Here is a 14,650-nt window from a genome sequence, read left to right on the forward strand (position 1 = left end):
CTCGGTTTCCCGGTGCCGGCCTACTCGGAAGCCCTTGCGCTGCTGAACAGGTCACCGAAACTGCGGCTTGCCCCTGTGTCCACGGTCACGGTGGCGCTCAAACCGGAACGCGCAAGGATCCTCGCTTCGGAATTGTCGAGCTTGATCCTGACAGGAATGCGTTGCGTGACCTTGACCCAGTTGCCCGTGGCGTTCTGTGCCGGCAACAGCGAGAATTCCGCTCCGGTGCCCGCGCCGATCGAATCCACCTTGGCCTTGAATGTCCTGTTCGGGTAAAGGTCGAACACCACTTTCGCCGGCTGATCGGGCTTCATGTGCGCCAGCTGCGGTTCCTTGAAGTTTGCATCGATCCAGGGATCTGTCGTCTCGACAATGGTAAACAGCGATGCGCCGGGGGTGACATACTCGCCGGCCCTGAAGGACGAGGCCTGGTAAACCAGCCCGTCCGCCGGCGCCCGCACCGTGGCAACCGAAAGATTGTAGGCGGCCTTGTTGCGCGCGGCCTTTGCGGCCACCACCAACGGGTGATCATCGATTGCGCCATCCAGGCTGTCGGCCAGTGCGGCTTGTGCGGTCGCAACCGCCTGCTTTGCGGCAACGAGGCCCTGTGCGGCTTTCTGGGCGGTGTGGCGGGCGTCGTCCAGCGAAGAGTTCGTCGCCACGCCCTTGGCGGTCAGCGCCTTTTGCCGGTCGAATGTATCCTGATAGAAGGCGGCATCGTCGGCGGCGATCTGTTCCTGGGTCAGCGCCTGGCTGTAGCCGGCCTTGAGTTCGATGACTTGCAGCCGGGCGCTTTCAACCGCGGCATCGGCCTGGTCGAGTGCGATCTTCAATGGTTGGGGATCGACCTGGAAAAGCACGTCTCCCTTTTTGACAAAGACATTTTCCGCGACGTTGACACTGACCACGCGCCCCGCGATCTCGCTGGCAATCGTGATCCGTGCCAGCCGCATGTTGGCGTTTTCGGTTTCCTCATAGCGTCCGCCGGTGATCCAGGCATACAGGCCGCCGGCGATGAGCAGGCAGGGCACCAGCAGCATCAGCACGTTGCGGCGAAGCCTGGAAGGTTTGTTTGCCTTTGCCAGTTGCGCAGGTGTTTCGGTGGGGTTTGGCTGAGTGCTCATGATGCCGCCTGCTTCTCGACGTTGGAAGAAGTCGTTGCTGTCTCGTCCGAGGAAAGATTGTTGACCATCACGACCAGTGCCGACATCAGCGCCTGGCGCTGGTCCTCGCCCACGCCGGTCAGGGCTTCTTCAAACACATCCGCCGCAACCGCCTTGATGGTCGAATAGGCGGCAAGGCTCTTGTCGGTGGGAACCACCCGGTTGACCCGTCGGTCGGTTTCATGCGCGCAGCGCTTCACCCATCCGCCCTGTTCCATCCGGTCGACCAGCCGCGAAACGCTGATCGGCTCGATTTCCATCAGCTCCGCCAGCCGGGCCTGGGTGGGGTTCTGTTCGCGTACCACCCGCACCAGCAGCCGCCACTGCGCCGAGGATAGGCCATGTTCCTGGCCGCGCTTCTCGAAATTTCTGCGCAAGAGCCGACCCACGTCGTGGATCAGGAATCCCAATTGATCGATTGCCGTTTTTTTCATAAGCTCAATATATTATAAGCATGCTTATTAAACAAGCGCGTCGTCGCGGCAACTGTGTGAACACTGCGTCCATGGCTTGATCGAATGTCGCACCTCAGCCAGCCGGTGGCGTTGCAAATCCATTGAACGTCGCAGGCAAATGTGACAACGCTTGCGCATCAAACGGCCACCCCCGAAGCAATCCAAGAGCATCCCGAGAGCAATCCATGGACAACCCGGATTTCATCATCATCGGCGCCGGTTCATCCGGTTGTGTCATGGCCGAGCGGCTCTCGGCGTCCGGCCGCCACAAGGTCCTGGTGCTTGAAGCCGGTGGAGACGACCGCCGCTTTTTCGTGCAGATGCCGCTTGGCTATGGCAAGACCTTCTTCGATCCTAAGGTCAACTGGATGTACCGCGCCGAACCCGATGAGGGGCTCGCCGGCAATGTTGATCACTGGCCGCGCGGCCGGGTGCTGGGCGGCTCCTCCTCCATCAACGCCATGGTCTGGGTGCGCGGGCACCGTGCCGATTTCGACGACTGGCGCGACGCCGGCAATCCCGGCTGGGGTGCTGACGAGATGTGTTCGGCCTTCCGCGATGTCGAATGCGCGATCGTCGGCGATGACAGCCTGCGCGGTCGCAAGGGCCCGCTCAATCTCTTCGTTCCCGGCAAGACGACCCATCACCTGACCCGCAAGTGGTTTGAATCGGCGCAGGCCCTCGGCCTGCCGCTCAATCCCGATTTCAACGGCGAAAGCCAGGAGGGTGTGGGCCTGTTCGAATTCACCATTCATGGCGGCCGCCGCCTGTCGGCAGCACGGGCCTTCCTGCGACCGGCGATGAAGCGGCCCAATCTCAGGGTGATCACCGGCGCGCAGGTGACGGGCCTGACGTTTGACGGTGGCCGCGTGACCGGTGTCACCTACACTCGCAAGGGCAGGAAGCAGACGGTCAGCGCCGGTCGCGAGGTGATCCTCAGCGGCGGATCGGTCAACTCGCCGCAGCTCCTGCAGCTCGCAGGCATCGGGCCCGCCCGGCACTTGAAGGATCTCGGCATCAATGTCCGCATCGACAACCCGAATGTGGGGCGCAATCTCGAGGACCATATCGGTATCAACTACACCTATCGCGCCAACTGTCCGACCATCAACCAGCAGCTCGGTCCCTGGTGGGGCAAGCTCTCGGCAGGCCTGCACTATTTGTTGCTCCGCGACGGCCCGCTGTCAGTCAGCCTCAACCAGGCCGGCGGCTTCATCCGCACATCGCCTGATCGCGTGCGGCCCAACATGCAACTCTATTTCCAGGCCTTCTCGACGGTCATTCCGCGACCGGGCGAGCGCCCGATCCTCAGCCCCGACCCGTGGCCCGGTTTTTCCATCGGCTGGTCAAACTGCCGTCCGAAGAGCAGGGGTGAAATCATGATCCGCTCTGCCGATCCGTCACAAGCGCCGCGCATCACCCCCAACGCGCTTTCTCACGAAGAGGATGTCGCCGAGATGCTGGCGACAGGCAAGATCGTGCGCGCCATGGCCGCCGCCAGACCACTCGCCGATTGCATAGAGGCGGAATTGCTGCCGGGGCCGGACATCGCCTCCGACGAAGCGCTCATTGACGATATCCGCCACCGCTCCGGCACGGTCTATCATCCGGTCGCCACCTGCCGCATGGGCCCGGACCCGACGACATCGGTTGTCGACGCGAGACTGCGCGTCCACGGGCTTGAGGGCCTGCGCGTGGTCGATTGCTCGATCTTTCCCAACATCGTCACCGGCAACACAAATGCCGCCGCCATCGCCACGGGATGGCGGGCGTCGGAGATTGTGCTTCAGGACAATGCCTGAGACGTGTTCGCGCGCCAGTCCGCGAGCGCCATAATGATCTCCGCCGCAACCGTGGCGGCGATCACCTCGGGCCGCTTGTCGGCGATCTTGTAGCCGATCGGGCAGACCAGCTTCGAAAGCTGCGCGGTGTCGCCGCCCTCGCGGACATACTGATGCTCGAATGTCGCCCGCTTGGTGTCCGAGCCGATCATGCCGACCTGGGCCAGGTCATTCCGCTTGAGCGCCGCCGAGACGATCAGGAAATCGAGCGCGTGGTCATGGGTCAGCACGATCACCGCGCTTCCCGGCGCAATACCGGCAACCAGGCTCTCGGGCAGGGCGGTGAGATGCCGTTCCGCGCCCTCTGGCGTGAGATCCAGCTCCTCCGTCCGTGTCTCCGCCACATGCACCTTGACCGGCAACAGCAGCAGCGCGTTGGCCAGCGCCCGGCCGACATGGCCGCCGCCGAACAGCCAGACCTCGGGATCGCTTGCGTCCTCGGCCTCGACCATGGCCTCGATCTCGCCGAACCGGGCAGGGGGAATCACTTCGAACGACAGCGTCACATGCCCGCCGCAACATTGCCCAATAGCGGGTCCGAGCGGCAGCGCCAGCGGCTCGGCCGCGGCGCCGGCCAGCACATCGCGGGCGCGGTCGATGGCCTCGAGCTCCAGCCGTCCGCCGCCAATCGTTTCAAAGGCCGCGGCTTGCGAAACCAGCATCCAGGCATCGGTGTTGCGCGGCGTCGACCCTTTGGCTTCAACCACCCGGACCAGCACGAACCCGGCCTGCGCCAGTGTTGCGGCAAAATCCCGATAGGCCTCAAGCCGCGCCATCAGGCGTCCGCCCCGTCCTCTCCCGGCATCCCGGCATCCGCCACAAGCGCCTTCAGCCGCTCCACGGCCATCAGCACCCGCTCCGGCGTTGCCGGTGCGTCGAGTTTTGGCGAGACCTGGTAGTCGGCAATGGAGGCAACCGCCATGCCGAGCGCTTCCAGCACCGAGATCGGCAGCATGAACGGCGGCTCGCCGACAGCCTTCGAGCGCCTTATCGTCGGCTCGCGGTTCTCGGCCCAGTCGGCCAGCTTCACATTGAAGATCTTCGGCCGGTCGGAAGCCAGCGGAATCTTGTAGGTTGACGGAGCGTGCGTCCTCAAACGACCCTTGTCGTCCCACCACAATTCTTCCGTCGTCAGCCAGCCCATGCCCTGGACGAAGGCGCCTTCGATCTGGCCGATATCCAGCGCCGGGTTGAGCGAGCGTCCCGTGTCGTGCAGCACGTCGACCCGGTCGACCTGGTATTCGCCGGTCAGCGTGTCGACCGAGACCTCCGACACCGCCGCGCCATAGGCGAAATAATAGAACGGCCGCCCCTTGCCGCTGGCGCGGTCCCAGTGGATTTCCGGCGTCTTGTAGAAGCCCGCCGCAGAAAGCTGGATCCGCGCCTGGTAGGCAAGCTTGATGAAGTCGCCGAACGCCATCAGCTCGTTGCCGATGCGCACATGGTTGGGGATGAACTCCACCTGTTCGGCCGGAACGCTGAATTTCTCCGAGGCGAAGGCGATCAGCCTGGTCTTGATCTGCTGCGCCGCATTGGCCGCCGCCATGCCGTTGAGATCGGTGCCGGAGGAGGCCGCGGTGGCAGAGGTGTTGGGCACCTTGCCGGTGGTGGTGGCGGTGATCCGGATCGTGTCGAGATCGACCTGGAACTCTTCGGCCAGCACCTGCGCCACCTTGGTGTTCAGCCCCTGGCCCATCTCGGTGCCGCCATGGTTGAGATGGATCGATCCGTCCTGGTAGACATGCACCAGCGCGCCCGCCTGGTTGTACCATGTGGCGGTGAACGAGATGCCGAACTTGACCGGGGTCAGCGCGATGCCCCGCCGGACCACCGGGCTGTTTTCGTTGAAATCGATGATCTCGGCCCGGCGCGCCTGATAGTCCGAGGAGGCTTCCAGCTCCTCGACAATCCGGCCGATGATGTTGTCTTCAACCGTCTGGTGGTAGGGCGTCACGTCCCGGCCCGGTCCGCCATAGAAATTCGCCTTGCGGATTTCCAGCGGATCGCGCCCCAGCGCATAGGCGACATCCTCGATCATCCGCTCGCCGCCGAGCATGCCCTGCGGCCCGCCGAAGCCGCGGAAGGCGGTGTTGGAGACCGTATTGGTCATCATCGGTTTTGAGACCAGCCGTACATCCTGGTAAAAATAGCAGTTGTCGGCATGAAACAGCGCCCGGTCGGTAACCGGTCCGGAAAGATCGGAGGAAAATCCGCAGCGCGCCGCAAATGTCGCGTCAACGGCATGGATGACGCCGCTCTCGTCATAGCCGACATCGTAGTCGACGACGAAATCGTGCCGCTTGCCGGTGATGATCATGTCGTCGTCGCGGTCCGGCCGGATCTTCACCGCACGGTTCAGTTTCTTGGCCGCGATCGCGGCGATGGCTGCGAACTGATTGGACTGGGTTTCCTTGCCGCCGAAGCCGCCGCCCATGCGCCGCACCTGCACGGTGACCGCGTTCGACACCGTGCCGAGCGCATGTGCCACCATGTGCTGCACCTCGCTCGGATGCTGCGTCGAAGACCAGACGGTGACCTCATCATCCTCGCCGGGAATGGCGAAGGCTATGTGGCCTTCGAGATAGAAATGGTCCTGCCCACCGATCCGCATCTCGCCCTTGAGCCGCTTGGGTGCTGCGGCAAGCCCCGCCTCGATATCGCCGCGCTCGAGCTTCAGCGGGTCGGTGACCAGCGGGTAGTCTGCTTCCATGGCCGCGCGCACGTCGGTGACATGCGGCAGGTCCCCGTAACCGATCACTGCCTTCTTGGCAGCACGGCGCGCCAGTTCCCGGCTTTCGGCGATGACGGCAAACACCGGCTGGCCGTGAAACAGCACCTTTCCTTCGGCAAGCACCGGCTCGTCGTTGCGGCCGCTCGGCGAAATGTCGTTGACGCCCGGCACATCGGCGCCGGTCAGAACGGCCACCACGCCTTCCGATGCACGCACCGCGTCGAGATCGAGCGAGGTGATGGTCGCGTGCGCCCGGTCGGTCAGGCCGAGATAACCGTGCAGCGTGCCCGTGGGTTCGGCCATGTCGTCGATGTAGTCGGCGCTACCGGTGACGTGCTTGTGGGCAGAATCATGTTTGCGCGGCGTGTGCGCGCCGCCTGAAATCTCGGTCCGGCTGCGGGAAGGGGAAGTGTCCATTTTCATGCCTCCGCCAGTGCCGGATGGCGTTCGATGCGCGCCGGCGCACCGCAGCTTTCCAGGAAGAACCGGATCATCAGGTTCTGCGCCGCCAGCATCCGGTAGTCCGCACTTGCCCGCCAGTCCGACAGCGGCTGGTAATCCTCGGCAAGCGTCAGCCGCGCCGCCTGGATGGTGTCCCAGCTCCACGGCTGGCCGGTGAGCGCCGCCTCTGTCGCTGTTGCCCGCTTGGGCGTACCCGCCATGCCGCCAAAGGCAATCCTTGCCGAGGTCACCAAGCCTTCGGCGTCGGTGATGACGTGGAAAGCGCCGCACAGCGCCGAAATGTCCTCGTCGCGGCGCTTGGAAATCTTGTAGACCGCGAAAAAGGCGTCTTCCGCAAGCGCCGGCACGAAGATGCTCTCGACAAACTCGCCCGGCTGGCGGTCCTGCTTGCCATATTCGATGAAGAAATCGGCAAGCGGAAGCGTGCGGCGGCTTGAGCCCTTGCGCAGCGTCACCGAAGCACCAAGCGCGATCAAGGGCGGCGGCGTGTCGCCGATCGGCGAGCCGTTGGCGATGTTGCCGCCGACGGTGCCCATGTTGCGCACCTGCTCGCCGCCGATCCGGTCCCACAATTCGGCCATCTGCGGGAACAGCGACACAAGGGCGCCGCGCGCTGAAGTATAGGAGACGCCCGCACCCAGCGTAATGCCGGCATCATCGATCGAGATCTGCTTCAGTTCCTCCAGGTGACCGATGTGGATCACCGGAGAAATGTCACGCATGTGCTTGGTCACCCACAGCCCGACATCGGTCGAACCCGCCACGATCGTCGCCTTTGGATGCGCTTCGTAAAGGGCGGCCAGATCGTCGAGATCGCCAGGCACGAAGCTGGTGCCCCGCTCGTGTTCGATGGTCACCAGCGCACCGTCGGCAAAGCCTGCAAGCGCTTCGGTGGTCGCGTCATAGGCCGCCACAAGCCGGTCATTGTCGGCGTCCGGAATGGTTGCGGCAGCAGCAATCGCCGCCTTGACGATCGGCTCGTAGCCGGTGCATCGGCACAGGTTTCCCTGCAGTTGACGCTCGATGTCGGCCTCCGACGGATTGGGCTCGGCAAGCCACAGCGCATGCAGCGACGCAACGATGCCCGGCGTGCAGAAGCCGCATTGCGAACCGTGATTGTCCACCATCGCCTGCTGCACTGCGCTCAACTCGCCATCGGGGCGGTTGAGATACTCCACCGTGACCACGTGCGTGGCGTCGAGCGAACCGACCAGCCGGATGCAGGCATTCACCGTCTCGTAGCTCAGCAGCCCGTTGTCGATCCGGCCGACGAGCACGGTGCAGGCGCCGCAATCGCCCTCGGCGCAGCCTTCCTTGGTGCCGGTCAGCCGCCGGTCGAGCCTGAGCCAGTCGAGCAGCGTCAGGTCGGGCGCAAATCCGGCAAGCTCGACCGTCTGGTCATTGAGCCGGAAGCGGATCGATGTGCGGTCGGTGTGAGCCATGTCACCTCTGTGATTTTGAACCAATTGGACAAAAACTAACCCAGTCCGGTGCTCTGCGAAAGAGCGATAAGCGCATGCAACAGTTTCAGGCAAAGCCGGTCAATCGCTGCCACTTTCAGCCAAGGCGGGGGCATCCCGCGTCTGGCTGCCATCCTTCCTGCGCGGGCCGGGCAGCCCCAGATACTGGCTTTCGAGGTCGACGGTCGAATTCTTGCCAAGCGCGTCCCGGTTGGCTTCGAGCCATCTGTCCGCCTCGAGCCGCCCGCGATCGCGCAGATCGGTGAGGAACGACCAGCGGACGTCGAACTTCGAGGACACCGGAAGATCGAGCAGGGCCTCGTCGGCTCGCACCGAATGCACCAGGATGTGGCGCAGGCGGTTCTTGTACTCGTCCTTGAGCCAGTCCTGTTCGATCAGGCGGGTGACGAAGTTGATCGCGCGCATCTCGTCAAGCAGCGACGAATTGAACGAGATCTCGTTGATCCTGTTGAGAATGTCCGGTGCCGTCTTCGGCACCTCGTCGCGCTCCATCGGATTGATGTGAACAATCATCACATCCCGGCTTTCGCAATTGTAGAAGAACGGAAACAGCGCCGGATTGCCGACGTAACCGCCATCCCAGTAATGATCGCCGTCGATCTCGACTGCCTTGAACAGGAATGGCAGGCAGGCTGACGCCATCACAACGTCCGCGCTGACCTCCGGGGTTTCGAAGACCCGCACCCTACCGCTGCGCACATTGGTGGCGCTGATGAACAGCTTGGTATCACAGTGTTGGTGCATTGCATCGAAATCGACGCTCTCCGACAGAAGGTCATGCAGCGGGTTGACGTCGAAAGGGTTGAATTCATAGGGCGAGAAGGTGCGTGTCATGGTGTCGAACGCAGCGTAGGTCGCGGCCGAGAGAAACTCCATGCCGGGAATCACCCCTTGCGGCAGGGCGTTGACCGGCGACCAGACCGAGCCTCCGCGGCTGGACCGGCGCCAGAAATCCTCAAGCGCCGCCTGGCCGCCGATGCGGCCGCCTTCCATCAGCCCGTGCGCCAGCACAACCGCGTTCACCGCACCGGCACTGGTGCCCGACAGCCCTTCGAACTCGATGTCGGGCTCATCCAGCAGCCGGTCGATCACGCCCCAGGTGAAGGCGCCATGCGCGCCCCCGCCCTGCAGCGCCAGATTGATCCGGCGAATGCCATTTGTCTTGGCTCCAGCTACGTGAGCGGATTTCGCCCTCACGGCCGGTTTCCGGACGCTCATTGCGCTGTCCATCCGCCGTCCATCGGCAGTGCGGCGCCGGTGATCTGGGCGGCCTGGTCCGAAACGAGGTAATTTGCGAGCGCCGCAATCTGGCCCACCTGCACGAATTGCTTGGTTGGTTGCGCCTTCAGGATCACCTCGTTGATGACCTCCTCTTCGCTCATGTTGCGCGCCTTGGCGGTGTCGGCGATCTGGCCCGAAACAAGCGGTGTCTCGACATAGCCCGGGCAGATGGCGTTGGCGGTGATGCCGAACTCGGCGCCCTCGAGTGCCACGGTCTTGATCAGCCCGAGAACGCCGTGCTTGGCCGCCACATAGGCGCTCTTGTAGGGGGAGGCGACCAGCCCGTGCGCGGATGCGATGGCGATGATCCGGCCAAAGCCGTTCTTCTTCATGCCCGGCATCGCCGCACGGATCAGGTGGAAGGCGGAGCTCAGATTGATGCCGATGATCGCGTCCCATTTGGCGACCGGAAAGTCCTCTATCTTCTCGACATGCTGGATGCCCGCGTTCGGCACGATCACGTCGACAGACCCGAACGCCTTCTCCGTCGAGGCCACCAGGTCGGCGATTTCCTCGGGTTCGAGCATGTTGGCGCCGTGGAAAATGACCTCGCCTGCGCCAAGGGCAGCTAACCGCGCCCGGGTTGCCTCGATTTCCTCGGACTTGCCAAGCCCGTTGAGAACCACATTGTGTCCCGCCAGCGCAAAGCTTTCGGCGATTCCCAGGCCGATGCCGCTGGTGGAGCCGCTGATGATCACGGTTTTCATGGATCCGTCCTTTCAGATTGTTGCAATGCACAAATAAGCATGAAAGCCGGAAGTTCCAATCAAGTTTCGCTTACCGGAGCGGATAATCCGTTGATGGCATGGCCTGCGGGTTGTCTCTCGCGCCGTTCGGGTTCATGGAGAAGCCGTAACGCTTCAAACCTCACTTGCAGTCGCTGGCCCATGTCTCACTCAGCTCAGTCTTCCGCCACCGGATCGGGTCCGGATCGCCAGATCCTGACCACGGCCCTGGCCGGTGCGGTTGCCATGTCCGTGGCGATGGGACTGGGGCGGTTCTTCTACACTCCGGTGCTGCCGGCCATGATGGCGGGGCTGGGGCTCGGACCGACCGAGGCCGGGTGGATCGCCTCGGCCAATTATGCCGGCTATCTTCTCGGCGCCGTTCTGGCCGCCTATGGCTGGGCCGAAGGCATCGAGCGCAAGGTGGCCCTGACCGGGCTGGTGTCCACGGCTCTGCTCCTGCTGGCGATGGGCATGTCGAGCGATTTCATCGTTCTCGCCGTTATCCGCTTTCTCGCCGGGCTCGCCAGCGCCTTCGTCATGGTTTTCACCTCCGCGATTGTCCTGTCCCACGGACTTGCGTCTGGCCGGGCCTGGGTCCAGTCGACCCATTTTGGCGGCGTCGGTTTCGGCATCTCCGTCTCCGCCGTCATGTTCGGCCTGATCATTCTTGCCGACAGCGGCTGGCGCATGGCCTGGATCATGGCGGCACTGCTGGCTTTCGCGGGTCTGGCAGTGGTGAGCCGCTTCCTGCCGCGGGACGTCGTGCGCATCGGTGCGGCGAAGAAGGAGCCGCCCCTGGTCTGGACCCGGGAACTGCTTGCTTTGACCCTGGCCTACGGAATTTTCGGGTTCGGCTACATCGTCACGGCAACCTTCCTCGTTGCCATTGTCCGCGACGGCGGCGGCTCATCGCTGTTTGAGGCCGGTGTCTGGCTGGTCACCGGTCTGGCGGCCGCACCTTCGGTGGCCTACTGGATGCCTGCCGTCAGGCGCGTCGGCCTTGTCAATGTCTTCGCGCTTGGCTGCCTCGTCGAGGCGCTCGGCGTTGCGGCAAGTGTTCTTCTGCCGCTGCCTGCCGGTCCGGTGATCGGCGGCGTACTGCTTGGCGCCACCTTCATCATGGTCACAGCCTTCGGCCTGCAGGCCGGCCGGCAACTGGCCGCGCAAAGCCCGCGCCGGGCGCTGGCGCTGATGACCGCGGCCTTTGGAACCGGTCAGATCCTCGGCCCGGTTGTTGCCGGTTACCTGGCAGACTGGTCGGGCAGCTACACCTGGGCGAGCCTGGCCGCAGCCGCCGGATTGCTCGCCTCGGGTGCCATCGTGCTCGTCTTCTGCCGGCCGCGGACGGCTTGAAGCCGGTCACGGGCCCCGTTCGGCCGGTGAAAGCAAAAGCCATGGTTTCAGCACAATGGCGTGATCGCTAATGGGTCCGGATTGCCGTATTTCTCCCGGTGTCCTAGGTATCGCAACGACCCAAGACGAATCACGTCCCGCACCGCAGGACACAGTTCAGGATCCCGCCCGTGTTTGAATCCTTTTTCCCGAAACCGAAAGTCTTCTTCCCCTCGGTCCTGCTCTGGGCCGGTCTGGGAATTCTTGTCTGGTACGGGGCAGGTGATACGCTCGGTGCGGCCGTGGGCTTTGCCCTGCCCGAACCCGAAGGCGAGCCAATCGTCGGTCTGAGCTATTTCTACACCCAGTCCTTTCTCTGGTTTTATGTCTACTACACGGTCTGGTCACTGGCCTTTGCGGCCTTCTGGTTTTTCTATTCGCCCCACAAATGGCAGCTCTGGTCGATCCTCGGCTCGGTCTTCATCCTGTTCACAACCTATTTCGGCGTGCAGGTCTCGGTCGCTCTCAACAACTGGCGCCGCCCCTTCTTCGACCAGTTCCAGCAGGCGCTGACCGGGGACGGATCGGTGTCGCAGGCAGATCTCTACGGCCTGATCCTGATTTTCGTCCAGATCGCCTTTATTTCGACCGCTGTCTTTGTCGTCACCCGTTTTTTCGTCAGCCACTACGTCTTTCGCTGGCGCACGGCGATGAACAATTTCTACATGGAGCGCTGGCCCCGGGTCCGCAACATCGAGGGCGCCTCGCAGCGTGTGCAGGAAGACACCATGCGCTTCGCCTCGATCATGGAGGGGCTCGGCGTTGCCTTCGTCGATGCGGTCATGACCCTGGTGGCGTTCCTGCCGATCCTCTGGGCGCTGTCCCAATACGTGACCGAACTGCCCGTGGTCGGGGAGATCCCGCATGCGCTGTTCATCGCTCTGCTGTTCTGGGCGGCCTTCGGCACCGGCCTTTTGGCGCTGGTCGGCATCAAGCTGCCTGGGCTTGAATTCCGCAACCAGCGCGTCGAGGCCGCCTACCGCAAGGAACTGGTCTATGGCGAGGATGATGCGTCGCGCGCGCAGCCGCCGACAACGCGCGAGCTTTTCGAGAATGTCCGGAAAAACTATTTCCGGCTCTATTTCCACTACATGTACTTCAACATCGCCCGCGGCTTCTATCTCCAGGCCGACAACATTTACGTGCACATCCTCCTGGTGCCGACCATCGTGACGGGCAAGATCACGCTCGGCATCTGGCAGCAGATTCTGACCGCTTTCGGCCAGGTCTCGAACTCGTTCCAGTTCCTGATCAATTCCTGGACGACGATCGTCGAGCTGATTTCGATCTACAAGCGCCTGCACGCTTTCGAAGCCGTTTTCCGCGGTCAGGAACTCGATGAGATCGAACGCAACTATCTCGCCCGGCAGGGCGGTGGGTTTGCCCAGCCGATACCCAATCCGTCCCCCGGAGAAGGCGGCCCTGATGCGGTGCAGACGCTGGAAGATCCCAAGCGGCCCTAGAGCCGACCGCCTTCAGCTGGAAGCGGACTGATGGACGGCATTTTTCCTATCAGTGAGGAAAGATCGCAAGCGCGATGCAGCGCATCGTGCGAGGATTTTGACGACGCCGGTGCGAAAAAGGCATCCAGGCCTGGCGAAGACGAGCAGTTCGACCAGAACCAATCCACCAAATCTGAAGATGATCGGCTCTAGCAGCTCAGCTTGCCGAGCCATCCGCAGGCTTCAGCCGCCTCATGGCTTCCTGATAGGTCACACAGGCGACCTCCGGCTGTCCGCAGACCTCATTGGCGAACCGCTCGAGAGCGTTCCAGTAGGCCCCGCCATTCATCTCGACGAAGTGAAAGCCCAGCTGCAGCGGCCGGCGTTCTCCGGTGTACTCGGCATCGAAGGCCGAGCGGAACGCATCGAGCGCCCGCGCCTCGAACTCTTCGGACTTCGACGGGGTTTCAATACCGGCGGAATGCCGGACGAAAAGGTTGTAATCCATTCCGATGATCGGCCGTTGCCGCGGCCCTTCCGGGATCAGGGGCAGCGCGAAGCGCGCCACCGGCCCCTCGAGCTCGGGCGGTACCGGCCCGTTCGAGACCGCGCTGGCATCATAGCTCAAGCCGTGAGCACGCATCGCCGCGTAAAGCCCTTCGCCAGTCGAAAGATAGGGTGCGCGAAACCCCTTGATGCCGGTCCGGGCAAACCGGGTCCAGCCGGCGGGTGGTTCAGCGCCGTTGCCGGCCCAGGCGTTCTCCAGCGCGGCGTCGAACTGGTTGAACTCACTCATCCAGTCCGCTTTGCTCCAGGATTTCCCATCAAAATGCCCGCATCCATGATTGCCGATCTCATGGCCTGACTGGTAGGCGGACCAGATATGGCCAAGCCGGGTGAGCACATCTGCGGTGTCTTGGGCAAAACCGACATTCGAACGTCCTGCCGAATGACCGGGCGCCTTGTAGGCCTTCCGTTCGTCCTTGCTCATCAGGAAGGTGCAGGACAGGAAATAGGTAAAGCGTGCGCCGCTGCGGTCGGCCATCTCCAGGCTTCGCCGCCACAGCCGGTTGTCGTGTGCGCCGTCAAACGAAATCAGCACCAGCTGTTCTGGCCGCTCGGAAGCCTGGGCTCCTGTACCCGCCAGGACGCTCAACCCCGCAGCCAGAGCGGCTGTCACGGCAATAGTCACCGACACGGCTCTTGTTGCTTTTGAAAGGGCAGGGCGGAAAACGGCTGATTTCATGATGCTTGCGATCCGGTGTTACGCGTGACAGGCGGCTTCGCGATCTGTGTCGCTCAAATGAGGCACTGGTATGAATGAGACCTAACCGGAGGCGCAGCGAACGTATTTCTCCGCCATCGGATCGATCTCCAGCCGCTTGTCGGGAATGGCTTCGCCGCAATTGCTGCACCAGCCATAGTCACCTTCTGCCAACCGCCGTTCCGCCATCTCGATGCGCACCAGATCGAGTTTGCGCGCCCGCTCCTGCGCCTCGGCCATGGCTTGCTGCTGCATGGCGTCCATGCGCGAAAGCCTGCCGACCGACTGTTGATCCAGCGTGACCGGGGCACGCGCCGCCTGGCTCATCGCCGACATGCGCTCGAGATCGCGCCTTTTTTCATCAAGCCGCCTTCGCGCGGCATCAAGATCCGGTTCCATCTCGCCACCTT

At 63.2% G+C, this 14,650-nt stretch carries 12 protein-coding genes; 3 read left to right on the forward strand and 9 right to left on the reverse strand.

What is annotated here, in order from left to right:
• Positions 1-20 precede the first annotated feature (20 nt).
• Both GTW23_RS15290 and GTW23_RS15295 read right to left on the reverse strand, forming a co-directional pair.
• Positions 21-1,124, reverse strand: a complete 1,104-nt coding sequence (locus GTW23_RS15290) for an HlyD family secretion protein (protein WP_252916396.1) — start codon at positions 1,122-1,124, stop codon at positions 21-23.
• Positions 1,121-1,597 carry a MarR family winged helix-turn-helix transcriptional regulator gene (locus GTW23_RS15295; protein WP_252916397.1) on the reverse strand — a complete coding sequence of 159 codons (477 nt, stop codon included), beginning with the start codon at positions 1,595-1,597 and terminating at the stop codon, positions 1,121-1,123. Before GTW23_RS15295 ends, GTW23_RS15290 begins: the two co-directional genes overlap by 4 nt.
• Positions 1,598-1,803: 206 nt before the next feature.
• Here GTW23_RS15295 and GTW23_RS15300 point away from each other — a divergent pair, with 206 nt between their 5' ends.
• Positions 1,804-3,420, forward strand: coding sequence for a GMC family oxidoreductase (locus tag GTW23_RS15300; protein ID WP_252916398.1), 1,617 nt, complete (start codon positions 1,804-1,806; stop codon positions 3,418-3,420).
• On the opposite strand, the gene xdhC is transcribed toward GTW23_RS15300, so the two are convergent.
• From xdhC to GTW23_RS15325, 5 genes are all read right to left on the reverse strand, one after another.
• The gene (gene xdhC, locus GTW23_RS15305) at positions 3,405-4,235 is read right to left on the reverse strand and encodes a xanthine dehydrogenase accessory protein XdhC (protein ID WP_252916399.1); all 831 of its coding nucleotides are present in this window, start codon (positions 4,233-4,235) and stop codon (positions 3,405-3,407) included. The two genes, GTW23_RS15300 and xdhC, sit on opposite strands and share 16 nt — an antisense overlap.
• On the reverse strand, positions 4,235-6,607 hold the full coding sequence (xdhB, locus tag GTW23_RS15310) for a xanthine dehydrogenase molybdopterin binding subunit (RefSeq protein WP_252916400.1): 2,373 nt from the start codon (positions 6,605-6,607) through the stop codon (positions 4,235-4,237). The genes xdhC and xdhB overlap by 1 nt, the downstream gene beginning before the upstream one ends.
• Before the next feature lie 2 nt (positions 6,608-6,609).
• On the reverse strand, positions 6,610-8,094 hold the full coding sequence (xdhA, locus tag GTW23_RS15315) for a xanthine dehydrogenase small subunit (protein ID WP_252916401.1): 1,485 nt from the start codon (positions 8,092-8,094) through the stop codon (positions 6,610-6,612).
• Between the two features lie 99 nt (positions 8,095-8,193).
• On the reverse strand, positions 8,194-9,330 hold the full coding sequence (locus tag GTW23_RS15320; RefSeq protein ID WP_252916402.1) for a patatin-like phospholipase family protein: 1,137 nt from the start codon (positions 9,328-9,330) through the stop codon (positions 8,194-8,196).
• 17 nt (positions 9,331-9,347) lie between these two features.
• Positions 9,348-10,121, reverse strand: a complete 774-nt coding sequence (locus GTW23_RS15325; RefSeq protein WP_252916403.1) for a 3-hydroxybutyrate dehydrogenase — start codon at positions 10,119-10,121, stop codon at positions 9,348-9,350.
• Positions 10,122-10,301: 180 nt separating this feature from the next.
• On the opposite strand from GTW23_RS15325, the gene GTW23_RS15330 reads away from it, so the two are divergent.
• The gene (locus GTW23_RS15330) at positions 10,302-11,495 is read left to right on the forward strand and encodes a YbfB/YjiJ family MFS transporter (RefSeq protein ID WP_252916404.1); all 1,194 of its coding nucleotides are present in this window, start codon (positions 10,302-10,304) and stop codon (positions 11,493-11,495) included.
• 170 nt (positions 11,496-11,665) lie between these two features.
• On the forward strand, positions 11,666-12,997 hold the full coding sequence (sbmA, locus tag GTW23_RS15335) for a peptide antibiotic transporter SbmA (RefSeq protein WP_324288426.1): 1,332 nt from the start codon (positions 11,666-11,668) through the stop codon (positions 12,995-12,997).
• A 196-nt stretch (positions 12,998-13,193) separates the two neighbouring features.
• Here the strand turns inward: sbmA and GTW23_RS15340 are convergent, their stop codons facing one another.
• Both GTW23_RS15340 and GTW23_RS15345 read right to left on the reverse strand, forming a co-directional pair.
• Positions 13,194-14,222 carry a polysaccharide deacetylase family protein gene (locus GTW23_RS15340; RefSeq protein ID WP_252916405.1) on the reverse strand — a complete coding sequence of 343 codons (1,029 nt, stop codon included), beginning with the start codon at positions 14,220-14,222 and terminating at the stop codon, positions 13,194-13,196.
• Between the two features lie 81 nt (positions 14,223-14,303).
• Entirely contained in the window at positions 14,304-14,639 is a 336-nt protein-coding gene (locus tag GTW23_RS15345; protein ID WP_252916406.1) for a TraR/DksA family transcriptional regulator, read from the reverse strand.
• Positions 14,640-14,650: the final 11 nt, after the last annotated feature.

It is taken from the genome of Parahoeflea alexandrii (assembly GCF_024105735.1).
Lineage (GTDB): Bacteria > Pseudomonadota > Alphaproteobacteria > Rhizobiales > Rhizobiaceae > Hoeflea > Hoeflea alexandrii.

Coding starts and splice junctions, on each gene's coding strand:
- GTW23_RS15290 (WP_252916396.1), bottom strand. CDS start 1,124: ATGAGCACTCAGCCAAACCCCACCGAAACACCTGCGCAACTGGCAAAG.
- GTW23_RS15295 (WP_252916397.1), bottom strand. CDS start 1,597: ATGAAAAAAACGGCAATCGATCAATTGGGATTCCTGATCCACGACGTG.
- GTW23_RS15300 (WP_252916398.1), top strand. CDS start 1,804: ATGGACAACCCGGATTTCATCATCATCGGCGCCGGTTCATCCGGTTGT.
- xdhC (WP_252916399.1), bottom strand. CDS start 4,235: ATGGCGCGGCTTGAGGCCTATCGGGATTTTGCCGCAACACTGGCGCAG.
- xdhB (WP_252916400.1), bottom strand. CDS start 6,607: ATGGACACTTCCCCTTCCCGCAGCCGGACCGAGATTTCAGGCGGCGCG.
- xdhA (WP_252916401.1), bottom strand. CDS start 8,094: ATGGCTCACACCGACCGCACATCGATCCGCTTCCGGCTCAATGACCAG.
- GTW23_RS15325 (WP_252916403.1), bottom strand. CDS start 10,121: ATGAAAACCGTGATCATCAGCGGCTCCACCAGCGGCATCGGCCTGGGA.
- GTW23_RS15330 (WP_252916404.1), top strand. CDS start 10,302: ATGTCTCACTCAGCTCAGTCTTCCGCCACCGGATCGGGTCCGGATCGC.
- GTW23_RS15340 (WP_252916405.1), bottom strand. CDS start 14,222: ATGAAATCAGCCGTTTTCCGCCCTGCCCTTTCAAAAGCAACAAGAGCC.
- GTW23_RS15345 (WP_252916406.1), bottom strand. CDS start 14,639: ATGGAACCGGATCTTGATGCCGCGCGAAGGCGGCTTGATGAAAAAAGG.